General features: G+C 70.7%; 16 protein-coding genes. 11 read left to right on the top strand and 5 right to left on the bottom strand.

Annotated features, from left to right (window positions below; genetic code table 11):
- Positions 1 to 49: 49 nt before the first annotated feature.
- Both ACZ68P_RS03010 and ACZ68P_RS03005 read right to left on the bottom strand, forming a co-directional pair.
- Positions 50 to 1,261 carry an alpha/beta hydrolase gene (locus tag ACZ68P_RS03010; protein WP_471001644.1) on the bottom strand — a complete coding sequence of 404 codons (1,212 nt, stop codon included), beginning with the start codon at positions 1,259 to 1,261 and terminating at the stop codon, positions 50 to 52.
- 252 nt (positions 1,262 to 1,513) lie between these two features.
- A complete protein-coding gene (locus ACZ68P_RS03005; RefSeq protein ID WP_471001641.1) occupies positions 1,514 to 2,152 on the bottom strand; it encodes a TetR/AcrR family transcriptional regulator in 639 nt (212 codons plus the stop codon).
- 255 nt (positions 2,153 to 2,407) lie between these two features.
- Between ACZ68P_RS03005 and ACZ68P_RS03000 the strand changes: the two genes are divergently transcribed.
- Together ACZ68P_RS03000 and ACZ68P_RS02995 are read left to right on the top strand one after the other, a co-directional pair.
- Complete coding sequence (locus tag ACZ68P_RS03000) at positions 2,408 to 3,901, top strand: MFS transporter (protein ID WP_471002428.1); 1,494 nt, start codon at positions 2,408 to 2,410, stop codon at positions 3,899 to 3,901.
- Positions 3,902 to 4,093: 192 nt separating this feature from the next.
- The gene (locus ACZ68P_RS02995) at positions 4,094 to 4,549 is read left to right on the top strand and encodes a peptidase inhibitor family I36 protein (protein WP_471001638.1); all 456 of its coding nucleotides are present in this window, start codon (positions 4,094 to 4,096) and stop codon (positions 4,547 to 4,549) included.
- On the opposite strand, the gene ACZ68P_RS02990 is transcribed toward ACZ68P_RS02995, so the two are convergent.
- Together ACZ68P_RS02990 and aceE are read right to left on the bottom strand one after the other, a co-directional pair.
- The gene (locus tag ACZ68P_RS02990; protein WP_471001635.1) at positions 4,530 to 5,432 is read right to left on the bottom strand and encodes an ion channel; all 903 of its coding nucleotides are present in this window, start codon (positions 5,430 to 5,432) and stop codon (positions 4,530 to 4,532) included. The genes ACZ68P_RS02995 and ACZ68P_RS02990 overlap by 20 nt on opposite strands.
- A 71-nt stretch (positions 5,433 to 5,503) precedes the next feature.
- Positions 5,504 to 8,236 (bottom strand): pyruvate dehydrogenase (acetyl-transferring), homodimeric type, encoded by a 2,733-nt coding sequence (gene aceE / locus ACZ68P_RS02985; RefSeq protein WP_471001632.1) that lies wholly within the window; start codon positions 8,234 to 8,236, stop codon positions 5,504 to 5,506.
- A 399-nt stretch (positions 8,237 to 8,635) separates the two neighbouring features.
- Here aceE and ACZ68P_RS02980 point away from each other — a divergent pair, with 399 nt between their 5' ends.
- The 6 genes from ACZ68P_RS02980 (at position 8,636) to ACZ68P_RS02955 (ending at position 13,160) form a co-directional block, all read left to right on the top strand.
- On the top strand, positions 8,636 to 9,058 hold the full coding sequence (locus ACZ68P_RS02980) for a DUF3052 domain-containing protein (protein WP_137989507.1): 423 nt from the start codon (positions 8,636 to 8,638) through the stop codon (positions 9,056 to 9,058).
- Between the two features lie 136 nt (positions 9,059 to 9,194).
- Positions 9,195 to 9,653 (top strand): peroxiredoxin, encoded by a 459-nt coding sequence (locus ACZ68P_RS02975; RefSeq protein ID WP_471001629.1) that lies wholly within the window; start codon positions 9,195 to 9,197, stop codon positions 9,651 to 9,653.
- Positions 9,654 to 9,765: 112 nt separating this feature from the next.
- Entirely contained in the window at positions 9,766 to 10,341 is a 576-nt protein-coding gene (locus ACZ68P_RS02970; RefSeq protein ID WP_471001626.1) for a TerD family protein, read from the top strand.
- 184 nt (positions 10,342 to 10,525) lie between these two features.
- Positions 10,526 to 11,101: a TerD family protein gene (locus ACZ68P_RS02965; protein WP_365717275.1), complete on the top strand. Its 576-nt coding sequence runs from the start codon at positions 10,526 to 10,528 to the stop codon at positions 11,099 to 11,101.
- A gap of 29 nt (positions 11,102 to 11,130) precedes the next feature.
- The gene (locus tag ACZ68P_RS02960) at positions 11,131 to 12,276 is read left to right on the top strand and encodes a DUF475 domain-containing protein (RefSeq protein ID WP_471001624.1); all 1,146 of its coding nucleotides are present in this window, start codon (positions 11,131 to 11,133) and stop codon (positions 12,274 to 12,276) included.
- A 146-nt stretch (positions 12,277 to 12,422) separates the two neighbouring features.
- Complete coding sequence (locus tag ACZ68P_RS02955; RefSeq protein WP_471001621.1) at positions 12,423 to 13,160, top strand: TerD family protein; 738 nt, start codon at positions 12,423 to 12,425, stop codon at positions 13,158 to 13,160.
- Between the two features lie 64 nt (positions 13,161 to 13,224).
- Here ACZ68P_RS02955 and ACZ68P_RS02950 read toward each other — a convergent pair whose 3' ends face one another.
- A complete protein-coding gene (locus tag ACZ68P_RS02950; protein ID WP_471001618.1) occupies positions 13,225 to 14,154 on the bottom strand; it encodes a TerD family protein in 930 nt (309 codons plus the stop codon).
- Between the two features lie 177 nt (positions 14,155 to 14,331).
- Here ACZ68P_RS02950 and ACZ68P_RS02945 point away from each other — a divergent pair, with 177 nt between their 5' ends.
- The 3 genes from ACZ68P_RS02945 to ACZ68P_RS02935 are packed head-to-tail and all read left to right on the top strand — an operon-like array spanning position 14,332 to position 19,031.
- Entirely contained in the window at positions 14,332 to 15,621 is a 1,290-nt protein-coding gene (locus tag ACZ68P_RS02945) for an HpcH/HpaI aldolase/citrate lyase family protein (RefSeq protein WP_471001616.1), read from the top strand.
- A gap of 6 nt (positions 15,622 to 15,627) precedes the next feature.
- Positions 15,628 to 18,126: a phosphoribosyltransferase gene (locus ACZ68P_RS02940; protein ID WP_471001614.1), complete on the top strand. Its 2,499-nt coding sequence runs from the start codon at positions 15,628 to 15,630 to the stop codon at positions 18,124 to 18,126.
- Positions 18,127 to 18,140: 14 nt separating this feature from the next.
- Positions 18,141 to 19,031, top strand: coding sequence for an HAD family hydrolase (locus tag ACZ68P_RS02935; RefSeq protein ID WP_471002424.1), 891 nt, complete (start codon positions 18,141 to 18,143; stop codon positions 19,029 to 19,031).
- The last annotated feature ends 83 nt before the right edge of the window (positions 19,032 to 19,114 follow it).

The following is a 19,114-nucleotide window of genomic DNA, read 5'->3' as shown; positions in this document are numbered from 1 at the left end:
CACGCGTCGCCCCTCGGTGAAGGCCCGGCCCGCACGCGCTCTACGCGCGTCAGGCCCCCTCGGCACCGGAGATTCCGCTGAGGCAAGCGCTGTCGGCGCTCGCGCAGGTCAGTTCGTCGTACGAACCGACCCCTATCGCGGCGAAGTTGTCGAGGCTGTCGGTGCCCGGCTCGAAATAGCCCGCGTGGCCGACGGCTCCGGCCGCCGAGAGCAGCCGCGCCCCGAACTCCGGCGCCACCGGGTCCGCCCCGTGCCCGACCCCGCCGAACTCCAGGTGCGGCACGTCCTGGATCCAGTCGTCGGTGTCCCGCATCGCCCACACCCGGGCCCGGGTGGCCAGCTCGGCCGCACTGTGCACCCGCATGCCGGGGCTGCCGGCCACCGCGACGTCCGTCACCCGGGAGGGCAGCCGGGGCGCGGCGACCCCGCACAGCACGGAGCCGTAGCTGTGGCAGAAGAGGCTGACGCGCGAGGTGCCGGGCAGGGCGGAGGCCATGTCCACCAGACGTACGGCCCCTGTCTCCGCGAGCCGTCCGATGGCCGCGTCGATGCCGACTCCGACGGGCGCGGTGTAGTCGGCCCAGGCGATGACGGCGGTACGGGTGTGGGGTGCGGCCCGGCGTTCGGCGGCGTACAACGACTCGGCCATCCCGGCGGGAGCCGAGTACTTGCCGTGCGTTTTCTGGAAGGTGAGGAGATTGGTGTCGACCCCGGGCACGATCACCGAGACCCGCTGAGCCCGGTCGAGATCGCCGAGCACCTCGGCCGTGCGGCCGGAGCCGGCCGGGTCGAAGGACAGGATCTGCCGTCCGGGCCGCATGAGGGAGGCGAACCGGTGCACGCGGCGCAGGGCCTCGTGGCGTCCCGCCGCGGTGAGCCGGGCGTCTTTGATCCTTCCCTGCTCGGCGCTGTGCGCGCGGGCGAGGGCAAGCCGGTTGGCGCGGTAGCGGAGCGTCACGGGAGTGCCGTCGAGATTGCCGACGACATAGGGGTGGGCGTCGGCGAGCCGGGCGCTCTGGGCCGGGCCGATCGAGGCGAAGAACGCGGCGATCGAACGGGCGGGGGAGGCTGGGTCGGGCAGGGCCCGCAGGCCGATCCGGTCGCGCGCCCACGCGGTGAGCGCGCTGTCCCGAGGCTGCTCCGGCCCGCGCTGATCACGCAGGGTCGTCCAGCCGGTGGTCGCCAGGAGGACGAACACGACGGCCAGTGCGAGCAGCATGCGCCAGGCGGAGAGAGTGGGGGAGGAATCGAAGGAAGTCACCGCGGCCCACCCTAGGAGACACGGGGACGGCGCCGTGCCGTCGGTGACGGGGATCACATCGAGGGCGGGGAATGTGGTAACGCTCCGTGTGTGCGGCGGTACGCCGTGCGCGCGTCCGTACGGCCGACGCACGCCCGTACGCCGGAGGCGCGCCACCTGTCTCCGGCGCACCCGCCCCCATGCGCCGTGCGCACGTCGACCGCGGAAGCGAGACCGATCGCGCCGACCGCCGCCACGTGACGCGGGCTCGTGTCAGTCGCGCCGGTCGCGCCAGTGCGGTTCGAGCGCCGGACGCAGGTGGTCCAGATACCGCTCGGTCAGGGCGCGGATCGCCTCCAGCGTCGGGTCCGTGCCCCGGCCCCACAGCTGGCCCGTCACCCGCATGACCCCGCTGAACGCCGCCACCGCGATGCGCGGCCGCGGGTCCTCGTCCACGTCCAGGCCCTCCCGCTCGGCGATCAGCCGGGCGATGGCGTCCTCCATCTCGGTGGAGCGGCGCAGATGGGCGGCGAGCAGCGCGGGCGTCGACTCGATCATCTGGAAGGTCCGCAGGTACAGCTCGACGGGCACGACCTCCATGATCGCCTCGCCGATGGTGTCCCAGGAGGCGAGCACGGCGTTGCGCATCGCGTCGAGCGGACCTTCGTCGCCCGGCCGCTCGGCCAGCGCCAGGACGAAACGCTCCTCCACCATCTGCTGGACGGCGAAGGCCACCTCCTCCTTGGAGGCGAAGTAGCGGAAGAAGGTGCGCTGGGAGACCTCGACGGTGTCCACGATCTCGTCGACGGTGGTCTGCTCGTACCCCTGCGTCGTGAACAGCTCGAGGGCCACCCGAAGCAGCGCGTCGCGCGTGCGCTGCTTCTTCCGCTCCCGCAGCCCGGAAACCGTCACCGCATGGTCCTCTTTCCGCCACTTTTCTACGCTGTGTGCAGCTCAGGGTACCTGTGAGCTACGTGACAGTTACCGACGCGTGAATTGCTTTGTCAATTGTCAGTGACTGACATTAGCCTCTTCCGTATGACTAGTCAGACCACCGTGGAAAAGGCCCCGCAGGGTCAGGGAGGCGCCGGAGAGCCTTCGCCGGCCCCGGCGAAGGGACTGCGAGGCCACCCCTGGCTGACCCTGTTCGCCGTCGCCATCGGCGTGATGATGGTGGCGCTCGACGGCACGATCGTCGCCATCGCCAACCCCGCCATCCAGAAGGACCTCGGCGCGTCGCTCGCCGACGTCCAGTGGATCACCAACGGATACCTGCTCGCACTCGCCGTCGCCCTGATCACGGCCGGAAAGCTCGGTGACCGTTTCGGCCACCGCCAGACCTTCCTCATCGGCATCGCGGGCTTCGCCGCCGCCTCCGGCGCGATCGGAATGTCCGACTCGATCGCGCTCGTGATCGCCTTCCGTGTCCTGCAGGGCCTCTTCGGCGCCCTGCTGATGCCGGCCGCGCTCGGCCTGCTCCGTGCCACCTTCCCCGCCGAGAAGCTGAACATGGCCATCGGCATCTGGGGCATGGTCATCGGCGCCTCCACCGCCGGCGGCCCGATCGTCGGCGGCCTGCTCGTCGAGCACGTCAGCTGGCAGTCCGTCTTCTTCATCAACGTGCCGGTCGGCGTCCTCGCGCTCGTCTTCGGCCTCGTGATCCTCCGCGACCACCGTGCGGCGAACGCCCCGCGCTCCTTCGACATCGTCGGCATCCTGCTGCTCTCCGCGGCGATGGGCTCCCTCATCTGGGGCATCATCAAGGCCGGCGAGTCCTGGGGCTGGGCGAGCGGCAACACCTGGGGCTTCCTGGGCGGCGCCGTGCTGCTCTTCGCGCTCTTCGCCCTCTGGGAGACGAAGGTCAAGGAGCCGCTCATCCCGCTGGCGATGTTCCGCTCCGTCCCGCTGTCGGCCGGTGTGGTGCTGATGGTCCTGATGGCCTTCGCCTTCATGGGCGGCCTCTTCTTCGTGACCTTCTACCTCCAGGGCGTCAAGGGCCTCAGCCCCGTCGACAGCGGTCTGCACCTGCTGCCGCTGACCGCGATGATGATCGTCTCCTCGCCGCTGGCCGGCGCGCTGATCACCAAGTTCGGCCCGCGGATCCCGCTGGTCGGCGGCATGGTCTGCACGGCCGCCGCGATGTTCGGCATGATCACCCTCACGGAGGGGACGGGCACGTTCGCCATGTCCCTCTGGTTCGCCCTCCTCGGCCTGGGCCTCGCCCCGGTCATGGTCGGCGCGACCGAGGTCATCGTCGGCAACGCCCCGCTGGAGCTCTCCGGCGTGGCCGGCGGTCTCCAGCAGGCCGCCATGCAGGTCGGCGGCGCGCTCGGTACGGCCGTGCTCGGCGCGGTCATGTCCTCCAAGGTCTCCAGCGCGTTCGAGGAGAACTGGAAGGAAGCGGGCATTCCCGTCCCGGCCGACCCGAAGCTGGAGCAGGCCGCCGAGTTCGGCATGGTCCCGCCGGAGCTGGCCAAGGCACCGGGGGTGACCCCGGACCTGTTCGACACGATCGGTGGCGTCATCCACGACACCTTCATGGAGGGCATGGGCCTGGCCTTCACCGTCGCCGGCGTCGTGGCCGTCGTCGCGGCGCTGGTCGCCACCCTGACCAAGCGCGGCGAGAACGCCGAGGCGGGTGCGGGCGCGGCCCACATCTGACCCCTTCGGCCGCCGGGCCGACCGATGAGCGAACCACCGCGTCCCGCGCGGTGACCGACCAGCCCCGCCGGATCCGTCCGGCGGGGCTGTCACCTATCCGGGTGAACCGAGGGGAACCCCCTTCCGGACGGAGGGCGTGATGGTCCACAGTTTTGACTACAGAGAGTGACGAAAAGCGGGGGGTTCACCGACATGCGTACGAAGACCGTTCTGACGACCGCCACCCTGGCGGCCTGTCTGCTCGCCGCCGTGCCGGCCGCCGCCACCGCCGGGACCACCACGACTACGGACACGGTCGCGGCGGCACCGGTGGGTGCGGGGCCGGGTGCGGGCCCGGCCCGCGGCGCGGCCGCTCCGGGGCCCCGGCTCGGCGCCTGCGCCCCCGGTCAGCTGTGCCTCTGGCCCAAGGCCGACTTCAAGGGCAAGGCGCTGGCGCACGAGCTGTCCGACACCGACATCGAGAGCTGCGTCCCGCTGCCCGCCGGCGCCACGGCCCAGGCCGTCGCCAACCGCACGGGGCGGCCCGTGACGGTCTACCAGTCGGCCGAGTGCGCGGAGACCGGGGAGTTCGAGACCTATCCGGGCCGCGGGGTCTGGGTGCCGCAGGTCCCGTACCAGGTCAGAGCCTTCAAGATCTGGGAGCGCTAGCCGACCCGGCCGCCCCGGGCCGGGGCGGCCGGGTCGGCACGGGGCCGGGCTCGGGGGCGGGGCCGAGCCCGGACACGGGTGCGGGGCCGGGTGCGGGGGCGGGTTCGTGCCCGGGCGTGGGCACGAGCACGGTCGCGGGCAGCGGCGCCGGCTCGGCGCGGGGCGCCGCGAGGCGGGCCACCTCCGCCCGCAGCTCCTTCACCTCGTGGGTCAGGGCTTCGAGCAGCTCCGTCTGCCGCCGCTCCGCCGCGTCGTCCCGGTCGAAACGGGAGATGAACCAGGCGGCGATGTTGGCCGTGACCACACCGAGCAGGGCGATCCCCGACAGCATCAGACCCACCGCCAGGACGCGCCCCAGGCCGGTGGTCGGAGCGTGGTCGCCGTAGCCGACGGTCGTCATCGTCGTGAACGACCACCACACCGCGTCGCCCAGCGTCTTGATGTTCCCGTCGGGGGCCGTGCGCTCCACGTGCAGCACGGCCAGGGAGCCGAACATCATCAGCCCGACCACCGCGCCCGCCACATAGACGGTGAGCGTGATCTGCGGCGCCATCCGGGCCCGCCGGCCCACGAGGAGGAGAGTGGAGACCACCCGCAGCAGCCGCAGCGGCTGCACCAGCGGCAGGAGGACCGCCAGCAGATCGAGGGGGTGGCGGCGCACGAACAGCCACTTGGCCGGTGCCAGGGCGAACCGTACGACGTAGTCCACGGCGAACGCGGCCCAGACCGTCCACTCGACGTGCCCGCACAGCCGGTGCACCCACGGGTCGGCGTCGGGCGTCACGATCGGCACGGCGTAGGCGACACCGAAGGCGATGGCGAGCCCCAGCAGCGGAGTCCGGGTGCGCGCTTCCCAGCGCAGCTGTGGGGTGGGTTCCTTCATGGCAGGCATCGTAGGGAACGCCGAAGGGCGGCGGGACCTCGGTCCCACCGCCCTTCACCAGGAGGTGCGCGTCAGGCGTCGCCGCCGGCGGCGCCCGGGTCGGCCGCGGCGACGTCGAGCAGCTGATAGCGGTCGACGGCCTGCTTCAGGACCGACCGGTCGACCTTGCCCTCACGAGCCAGCTCGGTGAGGACGGCCAGCACGATCGACTGGGCGTCGATGTGGAAGAAGCGCCGGGCGGCACCCCGCGTGTCGGCGAAGCCGAAGCCGTCCGCGCCGAGCGAGGTGTAGGTGCCGGGCACCCAGCGGGCGATCTGGTCCGGAACCGAACGCATCCAGTCGGAGACGGCCACGAACGGCCCCTGCGAGCCGGACAGCTTCCGCGTCACGTACGGGACGCGCTGCTCCTCCTCCGGGTGCAGGAGGTTGTGCCGGTCCACCTCCACGGCTTCCCGGCGCAGCTCGTTCCACGACGTCGCCGACCAGACGTCCGCCTTGACGTTCCACTCCTCGGCGAGGATCCGCTGCGCCTCGATCGCCCACGGCACCGCGACACCGGAGGCCATGATCTGCGCGGGCAGTTCGCCGGCCTCGCCCGCCTTGAAGCGGTGAATGCCCTTGAGGATGCCCTCGGCGTCCACGTTCTCGGGCTCCGCGGGGTGCTGGATCGGCTCGTTGTAGACGGTCAGGTAGTAGAAGACGTCCTCGGCGTCGGGGCCGTACATCCTCTTCAGGCCGTCCTGGACGATGTGCGCGATCTCGAAGCCGAAGGCCGGGTCGTAGGAGACACAGCCCGGGTTGGTCGAGGCGAGCAGCTGCGAGTGGCCGTCCGCGTGCTGGAGGCCCTCACCCGTCAGCGTCGTCCGGCCGGCGGTGGCGCCCAGCACGAAGCCGCGGGCCAGCTGGTCGGCCATCTGCCAGAACTGGTCACCGGTCCGCTGGAAGCCGAACATCGAGTAGAAGACGTAGACCGGGATCAGCGGCTCGCCGTGCGTGGCGTAGGCCGAACCCGCCGCGATCAGCGAGGCCGTGCAGCCGGCCTCGGAGATGCCGTCGTGCAGCATCTGGCCCGTCGGCGACTCCTTGTACGCGAGCAGCAGCTCGCGGTCCACGGCCTCGTACTGCTGCCCCAGCGGGTTGTAGATCTTGGCGCTCGGGAAGAACGAGTCCATGCCGAAGGTGCGGTACTCGTCCGGGGCGATCAGCACGAACCGCTTGCCGATCTCCTTGTCCCGCATCAGGTCCTTGAGCAGCCGGACGAAGGCCATCGTGGTCGCGATCGACTGCTGGCCGGAGCCCTTCTTCACCGCCGCGTAGGTCTTGTCCTCGGGAAGGTTCAGCGGCTGCGCGCGCACGACACGGGTCGGCACGTAGCCGCCGAGCGCCTTGCGGCGGTCGTGCATGTACTGGATCTCCTCGGACTTCCGCCCGGGGTGGTAGTACGGCGGCGCGCCGCCCTCCAGCTGCTGGTCCGTGATCGGGATGTGCAGCCGGTCGCGGAAGCGCTTGAGGTCGTCGACCGTCAGCTTCTTCATCTGGTGGGTCGCGTTGCGGCCCTCGAAGTTCGGGCCTAGCGTCCAGCCCTTGACGGTCTGCGCCAGGACCACGGTCGGCTGGCCCTTGTGTGCCTTGGCCGCCGCGAAGGCGGCGAAGATCTTCTTGTGGTCGTGACCGCCGCGGCCCAGGTGCAGGATCTGGTGGTCGGTCATGTTCTCGACCATCGAGCGGAGTCGCTGGTCGTCGCCGAAGAAGTGGTCGCGGATGTAGGCGCCGGTCTCGGTCGCGTACGTCTGGAACTGGCCGTCCGGCGTCGAGTTCAGCTTGTTGACCAGGATGCCGTCCCGGTCCTGGGCGAGCAGCGGGTCCCAGGAGCGGTCCCAGACCAGCTTGATGACGTTCCAGCCGGCGCCGCGGAACTGCGACTCCAGCTCCTGGATGATCTTGCCGTTGCCGCGCACCGGACCGTCGAGCCGCTGCAGGTTGCAGTTGACGACGAAGGTCAGGTTGTCCAGGCCCTCGCGGGCGGCGATGGACAGCTGGCCCAGCGACTCCGGCTCGTCCATCTCACCGTCGCCGAGGAAGGCCCAGACGTGCGACTTGGAGGTGTCGGCGATGCCGCGCGCCTCCATGTAGCGGTTCATCCGGGCCTGGTAGATCGCGCCGAGGGGGCCGAGGCCCATCGAGACGGTCGGGAACTCCCAGAAGTCCGGCATCAGCCGCGGGTGCGGATAGGACGACAGCCCGTTCGGGAACTTCGACTTCTCCTGGCGGAACGCGTCGAGCTGCGTCTCGCTCAGCCGGTCGAGCAGGTACGCGCGGGCGTAGATGCCGGGGGACGCGTGCCCCTGGAAGAAGATCTGGTCGCCGCCGTCGCCCTCGTCCTTGCCCCGGAAGAAGTGGTTGAAGCCGACGTCGTAGAGCGAGGCGGAGGAGGCGAACGTCGCGATGTGGCCGCCGACCCCGATGCCCGGCCGCTGGGCGCGCGAGACCATCACGGCCGCGTTCCAGCGGGTCGCGTTGAGGACCTTGCGCTCGATCTCCTCGTTGCCCGGGAAGAACGGTTCGTCGCGGGTGGCGATGGTGTTGACGTAGTCCGTGCTGCGCATCTCGGGCACGGCCACGCGCTTCTCGCGGGCTCGCTCGATCAGGCGGAGCATGAGGTAGCGGGCGCGCTCACGGCCCCGCTCGTCGACTGCGGCATCGAGGGAATCGAGCCATTCCTGGGTCTCCTCCGGATCGAAGTCCGGGACCTGGCTGGGAAGGCCGCCAATGATGATCGGATTGCGATCGGATCCGGAAGCCACGCTGTTCCTTCGCTGTTCGGTGGAGCCCACAGGAGGCCGGGGTGTCCATCGTGTACCCCGTCAGTGTCAAACGTCATCTCTACCGCGGGGTAACCCCCGAGGGGCGTCTGGTTGGGTCAAATCGCAACCTTACGCCCATCCCGCGCATGCGTTTCGTCCGCACGTTCGGCAGACTGAAACCGCGGAAGACCATAAACCGGTACGAAGCGTGTGTCCCCTATTACGGAGCGGAGTGGTTTCGGCTCGGAGGTTTCGGCGAGACGGCCCCAAACGTCACCGTTTCGGCGGTCTCGACGGCCTGGTACTTGCGCGATCCGCCCAGCCCGTGTGGACTACGGCCAGCGCCGCGCGTACGCGCGTGGCCGAAGCATTTTCCGATACATGATCAGGAGGCAAGCCGTGAGCGCGACCGCGGACCACGCGGAGGAGCGGACCAACCCGGCAGCGAGGCTGGGGTTCGAGCCCGGACAGGTGGTCCAGGAGATCGGTTACGACGACGACGTCGACTTCGATCTCCGCGAAGGCATCGAGTCCATCATCGGGTCGGACCTCGCTGACGAGGACTACGACGACGTCGCCGACGCCGTCGTGCTCTGGTTCCGCGACGAGGACGGAGACCTGACGGACTCCCTGGTCGATGCCATCGGCCTGCTGGAGGACGGCGGGGTCGTTTGGCTCCTGACCCCGAAGACGGGCCGAGACGGCTACGTCGAGCCGAGCGACATCAGCGATGCCGCGCAGACCGCCGGCTTCTCCCAGACCAAGAGCATCAGCGTCGCCAAGGACTGGTCGGGCAGCCGACTGGTGGCACCCAAGCGCTGACCACGAGCAGCAGGAGCCCCCGCCGACCCCCGTCGGCGGGGGCTCTGTGCGTGGCCCCTCGAAGGGCCGTCCTAAGCTGTTCTCACCTGTTCGGTCCAATGAGGTCCACAAGGTCCAGCGGAAGGGACGCGTACGCATGGCGATCGAGGTCGGCACCAAGGCCCCGGAGTTCGAGCTCAAGGACAACCACGGCCGCACCGTGAGGCTCTCCGACTTCAAGGGGGAGAAGAACGTGGTGCTGCTCTTCTACCCGTTCGCCTTCACCGGGGTCTGCACCGGCGAACTGTGCGAGCTGCGCGACAACCTGCCGAAGTTCGTCAACGACGACACCCAGCTCCTCGCCGTCTCCAACGACTCCATCCACACGCTGCGCATCTTCGCCGACCAGGAGAGCCTCGAGTACCCCCTGCTCTCCGACTTCTGGAAGCACGGCGAGGCCTCGCGCGCCTACGGCGTCTTCGACGAGGAGAAGGGCTGCGCCGTGCGCGGCACCTTCATCATCGACAAGGAGGGGGTCGTCCGCTGGAGCGTCGTCAACGCCCTCCCGGACGCCCGCGACCTCAACGACTACCTCAAGGCGCTCGACACTCTGTGAACATCGGGGTCAATCGTCTGTCTCGGCCGGGAACCCGTCACTAGGATCCAGTCGTTGATCCGATGCCAACGCACGACGGGGGCGCTGCCCCTGGAAACCAATGGAGGGACTCGTGGGAGTCAGCCTCAGCAAGGGCGGCAACGTCTCGCTGACCAAGGAGGCCCCTGGCCTGACCGCCGTCATCGTCGGTCTGGGCTGGGACGTCCGCACCACCACCGGAACGGACTTCGACCTCGACGCCAGCGCCATTCTGGTCAGCGCGGAGGGCAAGGTCCGCGATGACGGCGACTTCGTCTTCTTCAACAACCTGAAGAGCCCCGACGGCTCGGTCGAGCACACCGGTGACAACCTCACCGGCGAGGGCGAGGGTGACGACGAGCAGGTCAAGGTCAACCTGGCCGCCGTGCCCGCCGAGGTCGCCAAGGTCGTCTTCCCGGTGTCGATCTACGACGCCGAGAACCGCCAGCAGTCCTTCGGCCAGGTCCGCAACGCGTTCATCCGCGTCGTGAACCAGGCCGGCGGCGCCGAGATCGCCCGGTACGACCTGTCCGAGGACGCGTCGACCGAGACCGCCATGGTCTTCGGCGAGCTGTACCGCAACGGCGCGGAGTGGAAGTTCCGCGCGGTCGGTCAGGGGTATGCCTCGGGTCTGCGCGGCATCGCGCAGGACTTCGGCGTCAACGTCTGAGCCACGCGACACTGATCCGTCCGGCGCCGCACCTCTCGTGCGGCGCCGGACGTGCCTCACCACCAGCACCACCAGCCTCATCGGCACCACAGGCATCACAAGCACCATCGGAGCGATCGGCGGCGCCACCAGCGGCCGGCAGCACCGGCAGCAGCAGCGGTACTCACCGGGGAGGAACCACATCATGGGCGTCACGCTCGCCAAGGGAGGCAACGTCTCCCTCTCCAAGGCCGCACCCAATCTCACCCAGGTGCTGGTCGGCCTCGGCTGGGACGCGCGCTCCACCACCGGAGCCGCCTTCGACCTCGACGCCAGCGCCCTGCTGTGCCAGTCGGGACGGGTGCTCGGCGACGAGTACTTCGTCTTCTACAACAACCTCACGAGCCCCGAGGGCTCCGTCGAACACACCGGGGACAACCTCACCGGCGAGGGTGACGGCGACGACGAGTCGCTCATCGTCGACCTGGTCAAGGTGCCGGCCCACTGCGACAAGATCATCTTCCCCGTCTCCATCCACGAGGCCGACAACCGCGGCCAGACCTTCGGCCAGGTCAGCAACGCCTTCATCCGCGTGGTGAACCAGGCGGACGGCCAGGAACTGGCCCGCTACGACCTCTCCGAGGACGCCTCCACCGAGACCGCGATGATCTTCGGCGAGCTGTACCGGTACGGGGGTGAATGGAAGTTCCGGGCGGTGGGGCAGGGGTACGCGTCCGGACTCCGGGGCATCGCTCTAGACTTCGGGGTCAACGTTTCGTAAAGCCGCGTACTTACACGATGGGGTAGACAGTGGTACTGAAAACCTTCGGCTGGTCGTTCGCCATCACGGCGCTCGGACTGGTCGCAGCGGTGCTCTACGGGGGGTGGGAAGCGTTCGGGATCGTCGCGATCCTGTGCATCCTCGAGATCTCGCTTTCCTTCGACAACGCGGTGGTCAACGCCGGGATCCTGAAGAAGATGAATGCCTTCTGGCAGAAGATCTTCCTCACCATCGGCGTGCTCATCGCGGTCTTCGGCATGCGGCTGGTCTTCCCCGTCGTGATCGTCGCGATCAGCGCCAAGATCGGCCCCATCGAGGCTGTCGATCTCGCCCTCAACGACGCCGAGCGCTATGAGCAGCTCGTGACCGACGCGCACCCGTCGATCGCGGCCTTCGGCGGCATGTTCCTGCTGATGATCTTCCTCGACTTCATCTTCGAGGACCGTGACATCAAGTGGCTCGGCTGGCTGGAGCGCCCGCTGGCCAAGCTCGGCAAGGTCGACATGCTGTCGGTCTGCATCGCCCTGATCGTCCTGGCGATCAGCGCCATGACCTTCGCGACCCAGGCCCACCAGCACGGCGGCACGCACGTCGACAAGGCGGCGACCGTCCTGCTGTCCGGCGTCTTCGGCCTCATCACGTACCTCGTCGTCGGCGGTCTCTCGGGCTACTTCGAGAACAAGCTGGAGGAGGAGGAAGAGCGCGAGCACGAGGCCGAGGAGGAGGCCAAGCGCAGCGGCAAGAAGGTCGGCGTCGTGCAGCTCGCCGGCAAGGCGGCCTTCTTCATGTTCCTCTACCTCGAGGTCCTCGACGCGTCGTTCTCCTTCGACGGTGTCATCGGCGCCTTCGCCATCACCAACGACATCGTCCTGATGGCGCTCGGCCTCGGCGTCGGCGCCATGTACGTCCGTTCGCTGACGGTCTACCTCGTCCGCCAGGGCACCCTCGACGACTACGTCTACCTGGAGCACGGCGCGCACTACGCCATCGGCGCGCTCGCCGTGATCCTCATGATCTCCATCCGCTACCAGATTCCCGAGGTGGTCACCGGTCTCATCGGTGTCGCCCTCATCGGCTGGTCCTTCTGGTCCTCCGTCCGCCGCAACAAGGCACTCGCGGCAGCCGAGGGAAAAGCTGACTCCTCGGGCAAGACCGAGGTGTCGTCCGGGGTGTGACACCCCCGTCATCGAGGAACGCTTCACCGAGGGGCGGCCGGTGCACCCGGCCGCCCCTCGGCGTGCGGGCGACCCCGTACGGACGGACACGCCCGCGCGGGCACGCGCGGGCGGACATCTCGGCAACGCGTGGGGGGTGGGGAGGCATGGCCTTCTGGGACGGCCTGTTTCCAGGCAGGACGGCGCAGTTCGACTCGGGCAGCGCCTCGAGCAACTCGATCGACCTGACCAAACGGCGACCGTCGGTCTCGCTCACCAAACAGGGAGCGGCAACCGGCAATCTGCGCGTCAACCTCTCCTGGCGGATGCGCACCTCGGACATAGAGGGCCGCTCCCGGCAGAGCGGCCGGCTGCTGCGCCACCCCTCCAAGCTCTTCAAACCGGAGGTCGTCCAGGCGCACACCCAGGGAGTCGTCAACGTCGACCTGGACCTGGGATGCATGTACGAGCTGACGGACGGCAGCAAGGGCGTGGTGCAGCCGCTCGGCGGCTTCTTCGGCGCCCTGAACGCCCCGCCGTACGTGAACCTGAGCGGTGACGACCGGTTCGGCGGATCGTCCGGCGAGACGATCTTCGTCAATCTCGACCACAAGGACACGATCAAGCGCCTGCTGTTCTTCGTGTACATCTACGACCAGACGCCGGCGTTCGACCGCACCCACGCCAAGGTGACGCTCTACCCGAGCAACGGCCCGCGGATCGAGATCGAGCTGGAGGAGCGCGCCCCCCAGGCCCGCTCCTGCGCCGTCTTCACCGTCGAGAAGGTGAAGGACGAGCTGATCGTCCGCCGCGAGGTGAAGTTCGTCTACGGCTTCCAGGCGGAGCTCGACCGGCTGTACGGGTGGGGCCTGCAGTGGGGGCGCGGCTACAAGACGAAGACGTGATGTGACCCCGACACGCTTACGCGCCCGCCCGTGGACGCGCTCACGAACGCGCCCCCGTACGTCCTCAGGGGCGGACGAACTGCGGGCCCATCGGAGGCAGCCGGAAGTTCGGGTCCGGAGCGGGCGCGGCCGCCGCGGCGGGCTGGGGATAGCCGTAGCCCGGCTGCGCCGAGGACGGCTGGGACGAGGGGTAGGGCTGCGGGTAGCCGTACGCGGGCTGCGGATAGCCGTAGGCCGGGGGAGTGGCCGGCTGCGGCGGTACGACGGGGGGCCCGGCCGGCGGTGCCGGAGCCGTCACGGGCGGGTGGACCACCGTCGCGTCCAGGTCGAGGTCCAGGTCGGGGTCCGGTCCGAGGTCCAGGTCCGGGGCGGCGGGGGTGTTCCGGGCGCCCTGGGCGTCCGGGGCCCCGCCCTCTGCGGCGCCCTGGCCCGCCTCGTCCGCGGCCTCGTCCACCGAGATCCCGAAGTCGGTGGCGAGACCGACGAGCCCGGTCGGGTAGCCCTGTCCCACGGCACGGAACTTCCAGGCGTCCCCGCGCCGGTACAGCTCGCCGCAGATGATCGCCGTCTCCTCGCCGGTCTCCGCCGTCACGTCGAACACGGCCAGCGGCTCCCGGTCCGGCGCCCCCGCGTCGTACAGCAGGATCCGCAGGTCACGGACGCTTCGGAAGGTGTCGCCGTCCGAGGAGGCCGCGATCACCACCTGGTCGACGGACGGGTCGAGCCGGCCGAGATCGGCCTCGACCGTGTCGGTCAGGCCCTCGGCCACCCGCTTCTTCGGCAGCCGTCGCACCAGCCCCGAGGGGTGGCGCGGCTGGTTGTAGAAGACGAAGTCCTCGTCGGAGCGCACGCGCCCGTCGGCGCCGAGCAGCAGGGCCGAGGCGTCCACGTCGGGGACCCCGGGGCCCGGGGTCCAGCGGAGCACGGCCCGTACGGCCGCGGTGTCGAGAGGGACGTTCGAGCCCTTCAGCATCGCGTGCGTCATGACGGCCATCCTGCCTGCTGGGCCGACTCCCGGACAACGCGGGGGGCACGGCGAGCCGGGCGAGACCGATCGGATGCGGACGAGTTACCTGGATTTCATACGGGAAGGGAACTACGGACACCCGCACCTACGTACTATTACCGGCCACATGTCATCAGGGCCCGCAAAGGCAGTCGGGGGAGTTACATGCGTCATTTCGGGCACATCCCGTCCGCTTCGCGGGCCGGGCTGTTCCACCAGGAGCCGGCCGAGTTCACGGCCGACTCGCCCGCGAGCGTGCTCGCGGTGGCCTTGGGTGCCACGCTCTACAGCCCGGCCACCCGGCCGCGGCTCGCCGACGACGTGCGCAAACAGGCCGCCCGCGGGGTCGTCTCCATGGTGCTGTGCCTGGAGGACTCCATCGCCGACGCCGACGTGGAGGCCGCCGAGACGAACCTGGTCCGCCAGTTCGCCGACCTCGCCTCGGGCGGCGCACCCGCGGCCACCAGCGCGGACGCGCTCGCGAGGACCGGCGCGGGCACCGGCGCTGACGCGCTCGGGAGAGCCGGCGCGGGCACCGGCGCCCCCGGCGCGGGCGAGGACACCGCGATCGCGGCCACGGAAGTGCCCCTGCTCTTCATCCGGGTCCGCGAGCCCCGCCAGATCACCGACCTGGTCGCGCGCCTCGGCGAGAACGTCCGCCTGCTCTCCGGCTTCGTGCTGCCCAAGTTCGACGAGTGCCGCGGCCGCGCCTTCCTGGAGGCCCTCACCGCCGCCGAGACGGCCTGCGGACGGCGACTTTTCGCCATGCCGGTCCTGGAGTCCCCCGAGCTGCTCCACCTCGAGACCCGCGCCGCGACCCTCGCCGGCATCGCCTCGATCGTCGACAAGCACCGCGACCGGGTCCTCGCCCTCCGGCTCGGCGTCACCGACTTCTGCTCCGCGTACGGACTGCGCCGCTCGCCCGACATGACGGCGTACGACGTCCAGCTCGTCGCCCATGTCATCGCCGACGTCGTCAACGTCCTCGGCCGCTCCGACGGCAGCGGCTTCACCATCACCGGACCCGTCTGGGAGTACTTCCGGCTCGGCGAACGCATGTTCAAGCCGCAGCTGCGCCGCAGCCCCTTCCTGGAGGGCAGCGCGGAGGACCTGCGTACGGCCCTCATCGAGCACGACCTCGACGGGCTGCTGCGCGAGATCGAACTCGACCGGGCCAACGGCCTGCTCGGCAAGACCTGCATCCACCCCACCCACGTGGTGCCCGTCCACGCGCTCTCCGTCGTCAGTCACGAGGAGTTCAGCGACGCACAGGACATCCTGCGCCCCGAGCGGGGCGGAGGCGGAGTGATGCGCTCCGCGTACACGAACAAGATGAACGAAGTGAAGCCGCATCGCGCGTGGGCCGAGCGGACTCTCCTGCGCGCCGAGGTCTTCGGCGTCGCACGGGAGGACGTCGGCTTCGTGGATCTGCTGACCGCCGGACTGGCCGGCTGACGAAGGGTGATTGACGACGTGGTGTGGTCGGGAACATGGGTCGCCGAGCGACTCGGTGTCGAACTGGTCGGCGACGAGAAGCTCCCGGGCCTGTTGGGCCTCGCACTGCGCCGCAACCCCAAGAGGGCGCATCTGCTCGTCTCCCACGTGCTGGGCAAGCACATACCCCAGCGCCCCACGGTCGTGTACGGCTCCGGCTTCGCCCTCGGCGAGCGCGTACGCGACCTGCTGGGCGGCGAGGAGGCCGGGCGGGCCGTCGTCGTCGGCTACGCGGAGACGGCGACCGCCCTCGGCCACGCGGTCGCCGACGGCCTCGGGTCCGCGCCCTACCTGCACTCCACCCGGCGCCCGGTGGAGGGCGTGGCACGGGCCGGCGGCTTCGAGGAGTCCCACTCGCACGCCACCTCGCACCTGCTGCTCCCGGAGGACCCGAAGCTGCTGGCCGGCGAAGGCCCCCTCGTCCTCGTCGACGACGAGTTCTCCACCGGCAACACCGTCCTCAACACCATCCGGGACCTGCACGAGCGCTACCCCCGCGACCGGTATGTGGTCGTCGCCCTCGTCGACATGCGCTCGCCCGCCGACCACGGCCGCCTGGAAGCCTTCGCGCGGGAGATCGGCGCCCGCGTCGACCTCGTGGCCGGCGCGGCGGGCACGGTACGGCTCCCCGACGGCGTCCTGGAGAAGGGCCAGGCCCTGGTGGCGGAGTACGAGACCGCGCCGGCCCCCGCCACCCTGCCGCCCGCCGGCCGCCGCCCCGTACGGGTCGAGCTCGGCTGGCCCGACGGCGTCCCGGACGGAGGCCGCCACGGCTTCACCGTCTCGCACGCCCTGGCGCTGACGGACGCCCTGCCGGCCATGGCGGACCGCCTGGCCACCGCCCTCGCCCCCGCGCCCGGCGGCGGCCCTTCCGGCGCCGCTGCCGACCCGGCCGCCGCCCCGGCGCCCCGACCCGCCGCCGGCCGTCGTGTCCTCGTGCTCGGCTTCGAGGAGCTGATGTACGCGCCGCTGCGCCTGGCCGTCGAGCTGGAGCGCGCCGGACACGACGTCGCGTACTCCACCACCACCCGCTCGCCCGTCCTGGCCGTCGACGACCCCGGCTACGCCATACGCACCCGCCTCGTCTTCCCGGCCCACGACGCGCCCGCCGACGGACCCGGCCCGCGCTACGCCTACAACGTCGCGGGCGCCGGCTTCGACGCCGTCGTCGCCGTGGTCGACTCCGCCGCCGACACTCCCGAGCTGCACGCCCCGGACGGCCTTCTGGCGCAGCTCGCCGCGCACATCCCGCACGTGGTGCTCGCCGTCGTACCGACCTACCAGCCCACCGCTTCCCCCGAAAGGGCGTCCATGCTGCCCGAGCCCCTCCGCGGCCCCGCCTTCTCCTCGTACGCGCCGGAGGAGGTCGGCTGGCTGCTCCAGGACCTCTCGGACGTCGAACTGGAGGCCCCGACCGAGGAGCGCGAGGAGGCCATCCAGAGCGGCGGCGCCCACTACGCCGAGTCGCTGCCGGTCGAGTACCAGCCCAGCGCGCAGTACCAGGAGCTGTTCCACGCCGCCCTGGAGACCTCCGCGGCCCGCATCGCCCGCGCCGTCGGCACCGTCACCGAGACCGTCCTCGCCGAGCGGTCCGGCCGGGGCAGCGGCACGCCCGTGCTCGTCTCCCTCGCCCGCGCCGGGACCCCCGTCGGCGTCCTGATGCGCCGCTGGGCGCAGGCCCGGCACGGCCTCGACCTGCCGCACTACGCCGTCTCCATCGTGCGCGGCCGCGGCATCGACGCCAACGCCCTGCGCTGGCTCGCCGCCCACCACGACCCCGCCGACGTCGTCTTCGTCGACGGCTGGACCGGCAAGGGCGCCATCACCCGCGAACTCGCCGAAGCCCTGGAGGACTTCCCCGGCTTCGACCCGGAGATCGCCGTCCTCGCCGACCCCGGCTCCTGCGTCCGCACCTACGGCACCCGCGAGGACTTCCTCATCCCCTCCGCCTGCCTCAACTCCACCGTCTCCGGCCTGATATCGCGTACGGTCCTGCGCGCCGACCTGGTCGGCCCCGACGACTTCCACGGCGGGAAGTTCTACCGCGAGCTGGCCGGCGCCGACGTGTCCCGCGACTTCCTCGACGCCGTCGCCGCCCGCTTCGACGAGGTCGTCGACGCCGTCGACACCGACGTCAAGGAACTGCTCGCCGCCGACCGGACCCCCACCTGGGAGGGCTGGGCGGCCGTCGAGCGGATCAGTGAGGAGTACGGCATCCACGACGTCAACCTGGTCAAGCCGGGCGTCGGCGAGACCACCCGGGTCCTGCTGCGCCGCGTTCCCTGGAAGATCCTCGCCCAGCGCGGCGCGGGCGCCGACCTCGCCCACGTACGGCTCCTCGCCGAACAGCGCGGAGTGCCCGTCGAGGAGGTCGACGACCTCCCGTACACCTGCGTCGGCCTCATCCACCCCCAGTACACGCGCGGCGCCACGGGCGCCGACGGGAAGGCGGTGGTCTCCCAGTGAATACCGACACCGTGATGGTCGCCAGCGACCTCGACCGTACGCTGATCTACTCCGCCGCCGCCCTCGCCCTCGGCATGCCCGACGCACAGGCGCCCCGGCTGCTCAGCATCGAGGTCCACGAGTCCAAGCCGCTGTCGTACCTCACCGAGGACGCGGCCGTGCTGCTGGCGGAGGTGTCCGCGGAATCCGTCTTCGTCCCCACCACGACCCGGACCCGCAAGCAGTACCAGCGCATCCAACTGCCGGGCCCGGCACCGAAGTACGCCATCTGCGCCAACGGCGGGCACCTCCTCGTGGACGGCGTCACCGACCGCGACTGGCACGACGCCGTCCTGCGGCGGCTCGCCGACGAGTGCGCTCCGCTCGCCGAGATCCGCGCCTACTTCACCGCCACCACCGACCTTTCCTGGGTGCGCAAGCACCGGGTCGCCGAGGACCTCTTCGCGTACCTCGTCGTGGAGCGCGAGCGGCTGCCGGAGGAGTGGCTGAAGCGGTTCGGCGACTGGGCCGACGACCGGGGCTGGACCGTCTCCCTCCAGGGCCGCAAGGTGTACGCCGTACCGAAGCCGCTCACCAAGAGCGCGGCGATGCGCGAGGTCGCCCGCCGCACCGGCGCCGGCCTCACCCTGGCAGCCGGGGACTCCCTCCTCGACGCCGACCTGCTGCTCGCCGCCGACCACGCCTGGCGCCCCGGCCACGGCGAACTCGCCGACAGCGGCTGGACCGCGCCGCACCTCGACGTCCTCGCCGAACGGGGCGTCGCGGCGGGCGAGGAGATCCTGCGCCGCTTCCTGTCCACGATCCGCACCCACCGCGCGACGCCCTCCACCCTCGATGCGACGACCCTCCCCCTCGGCGGAGCGCCCGCCGCAGGAGGGCCGACCGCCCTGCCCGACCCGGCGTGAGGCTCCCCGGCACGGAGTGAGGCATCGCCGACCGGGCGCGGGTTTCCCGGCGCGGTGTGAAGCGTCGCCGACCGGGCGTCGGG

Source organism: Streptomyces sp. NPDC036822 (genome assembly GCF_055609145.1).
This window is presented reverse-complemented; position numbering and strand designations above follow the sequence as displayed.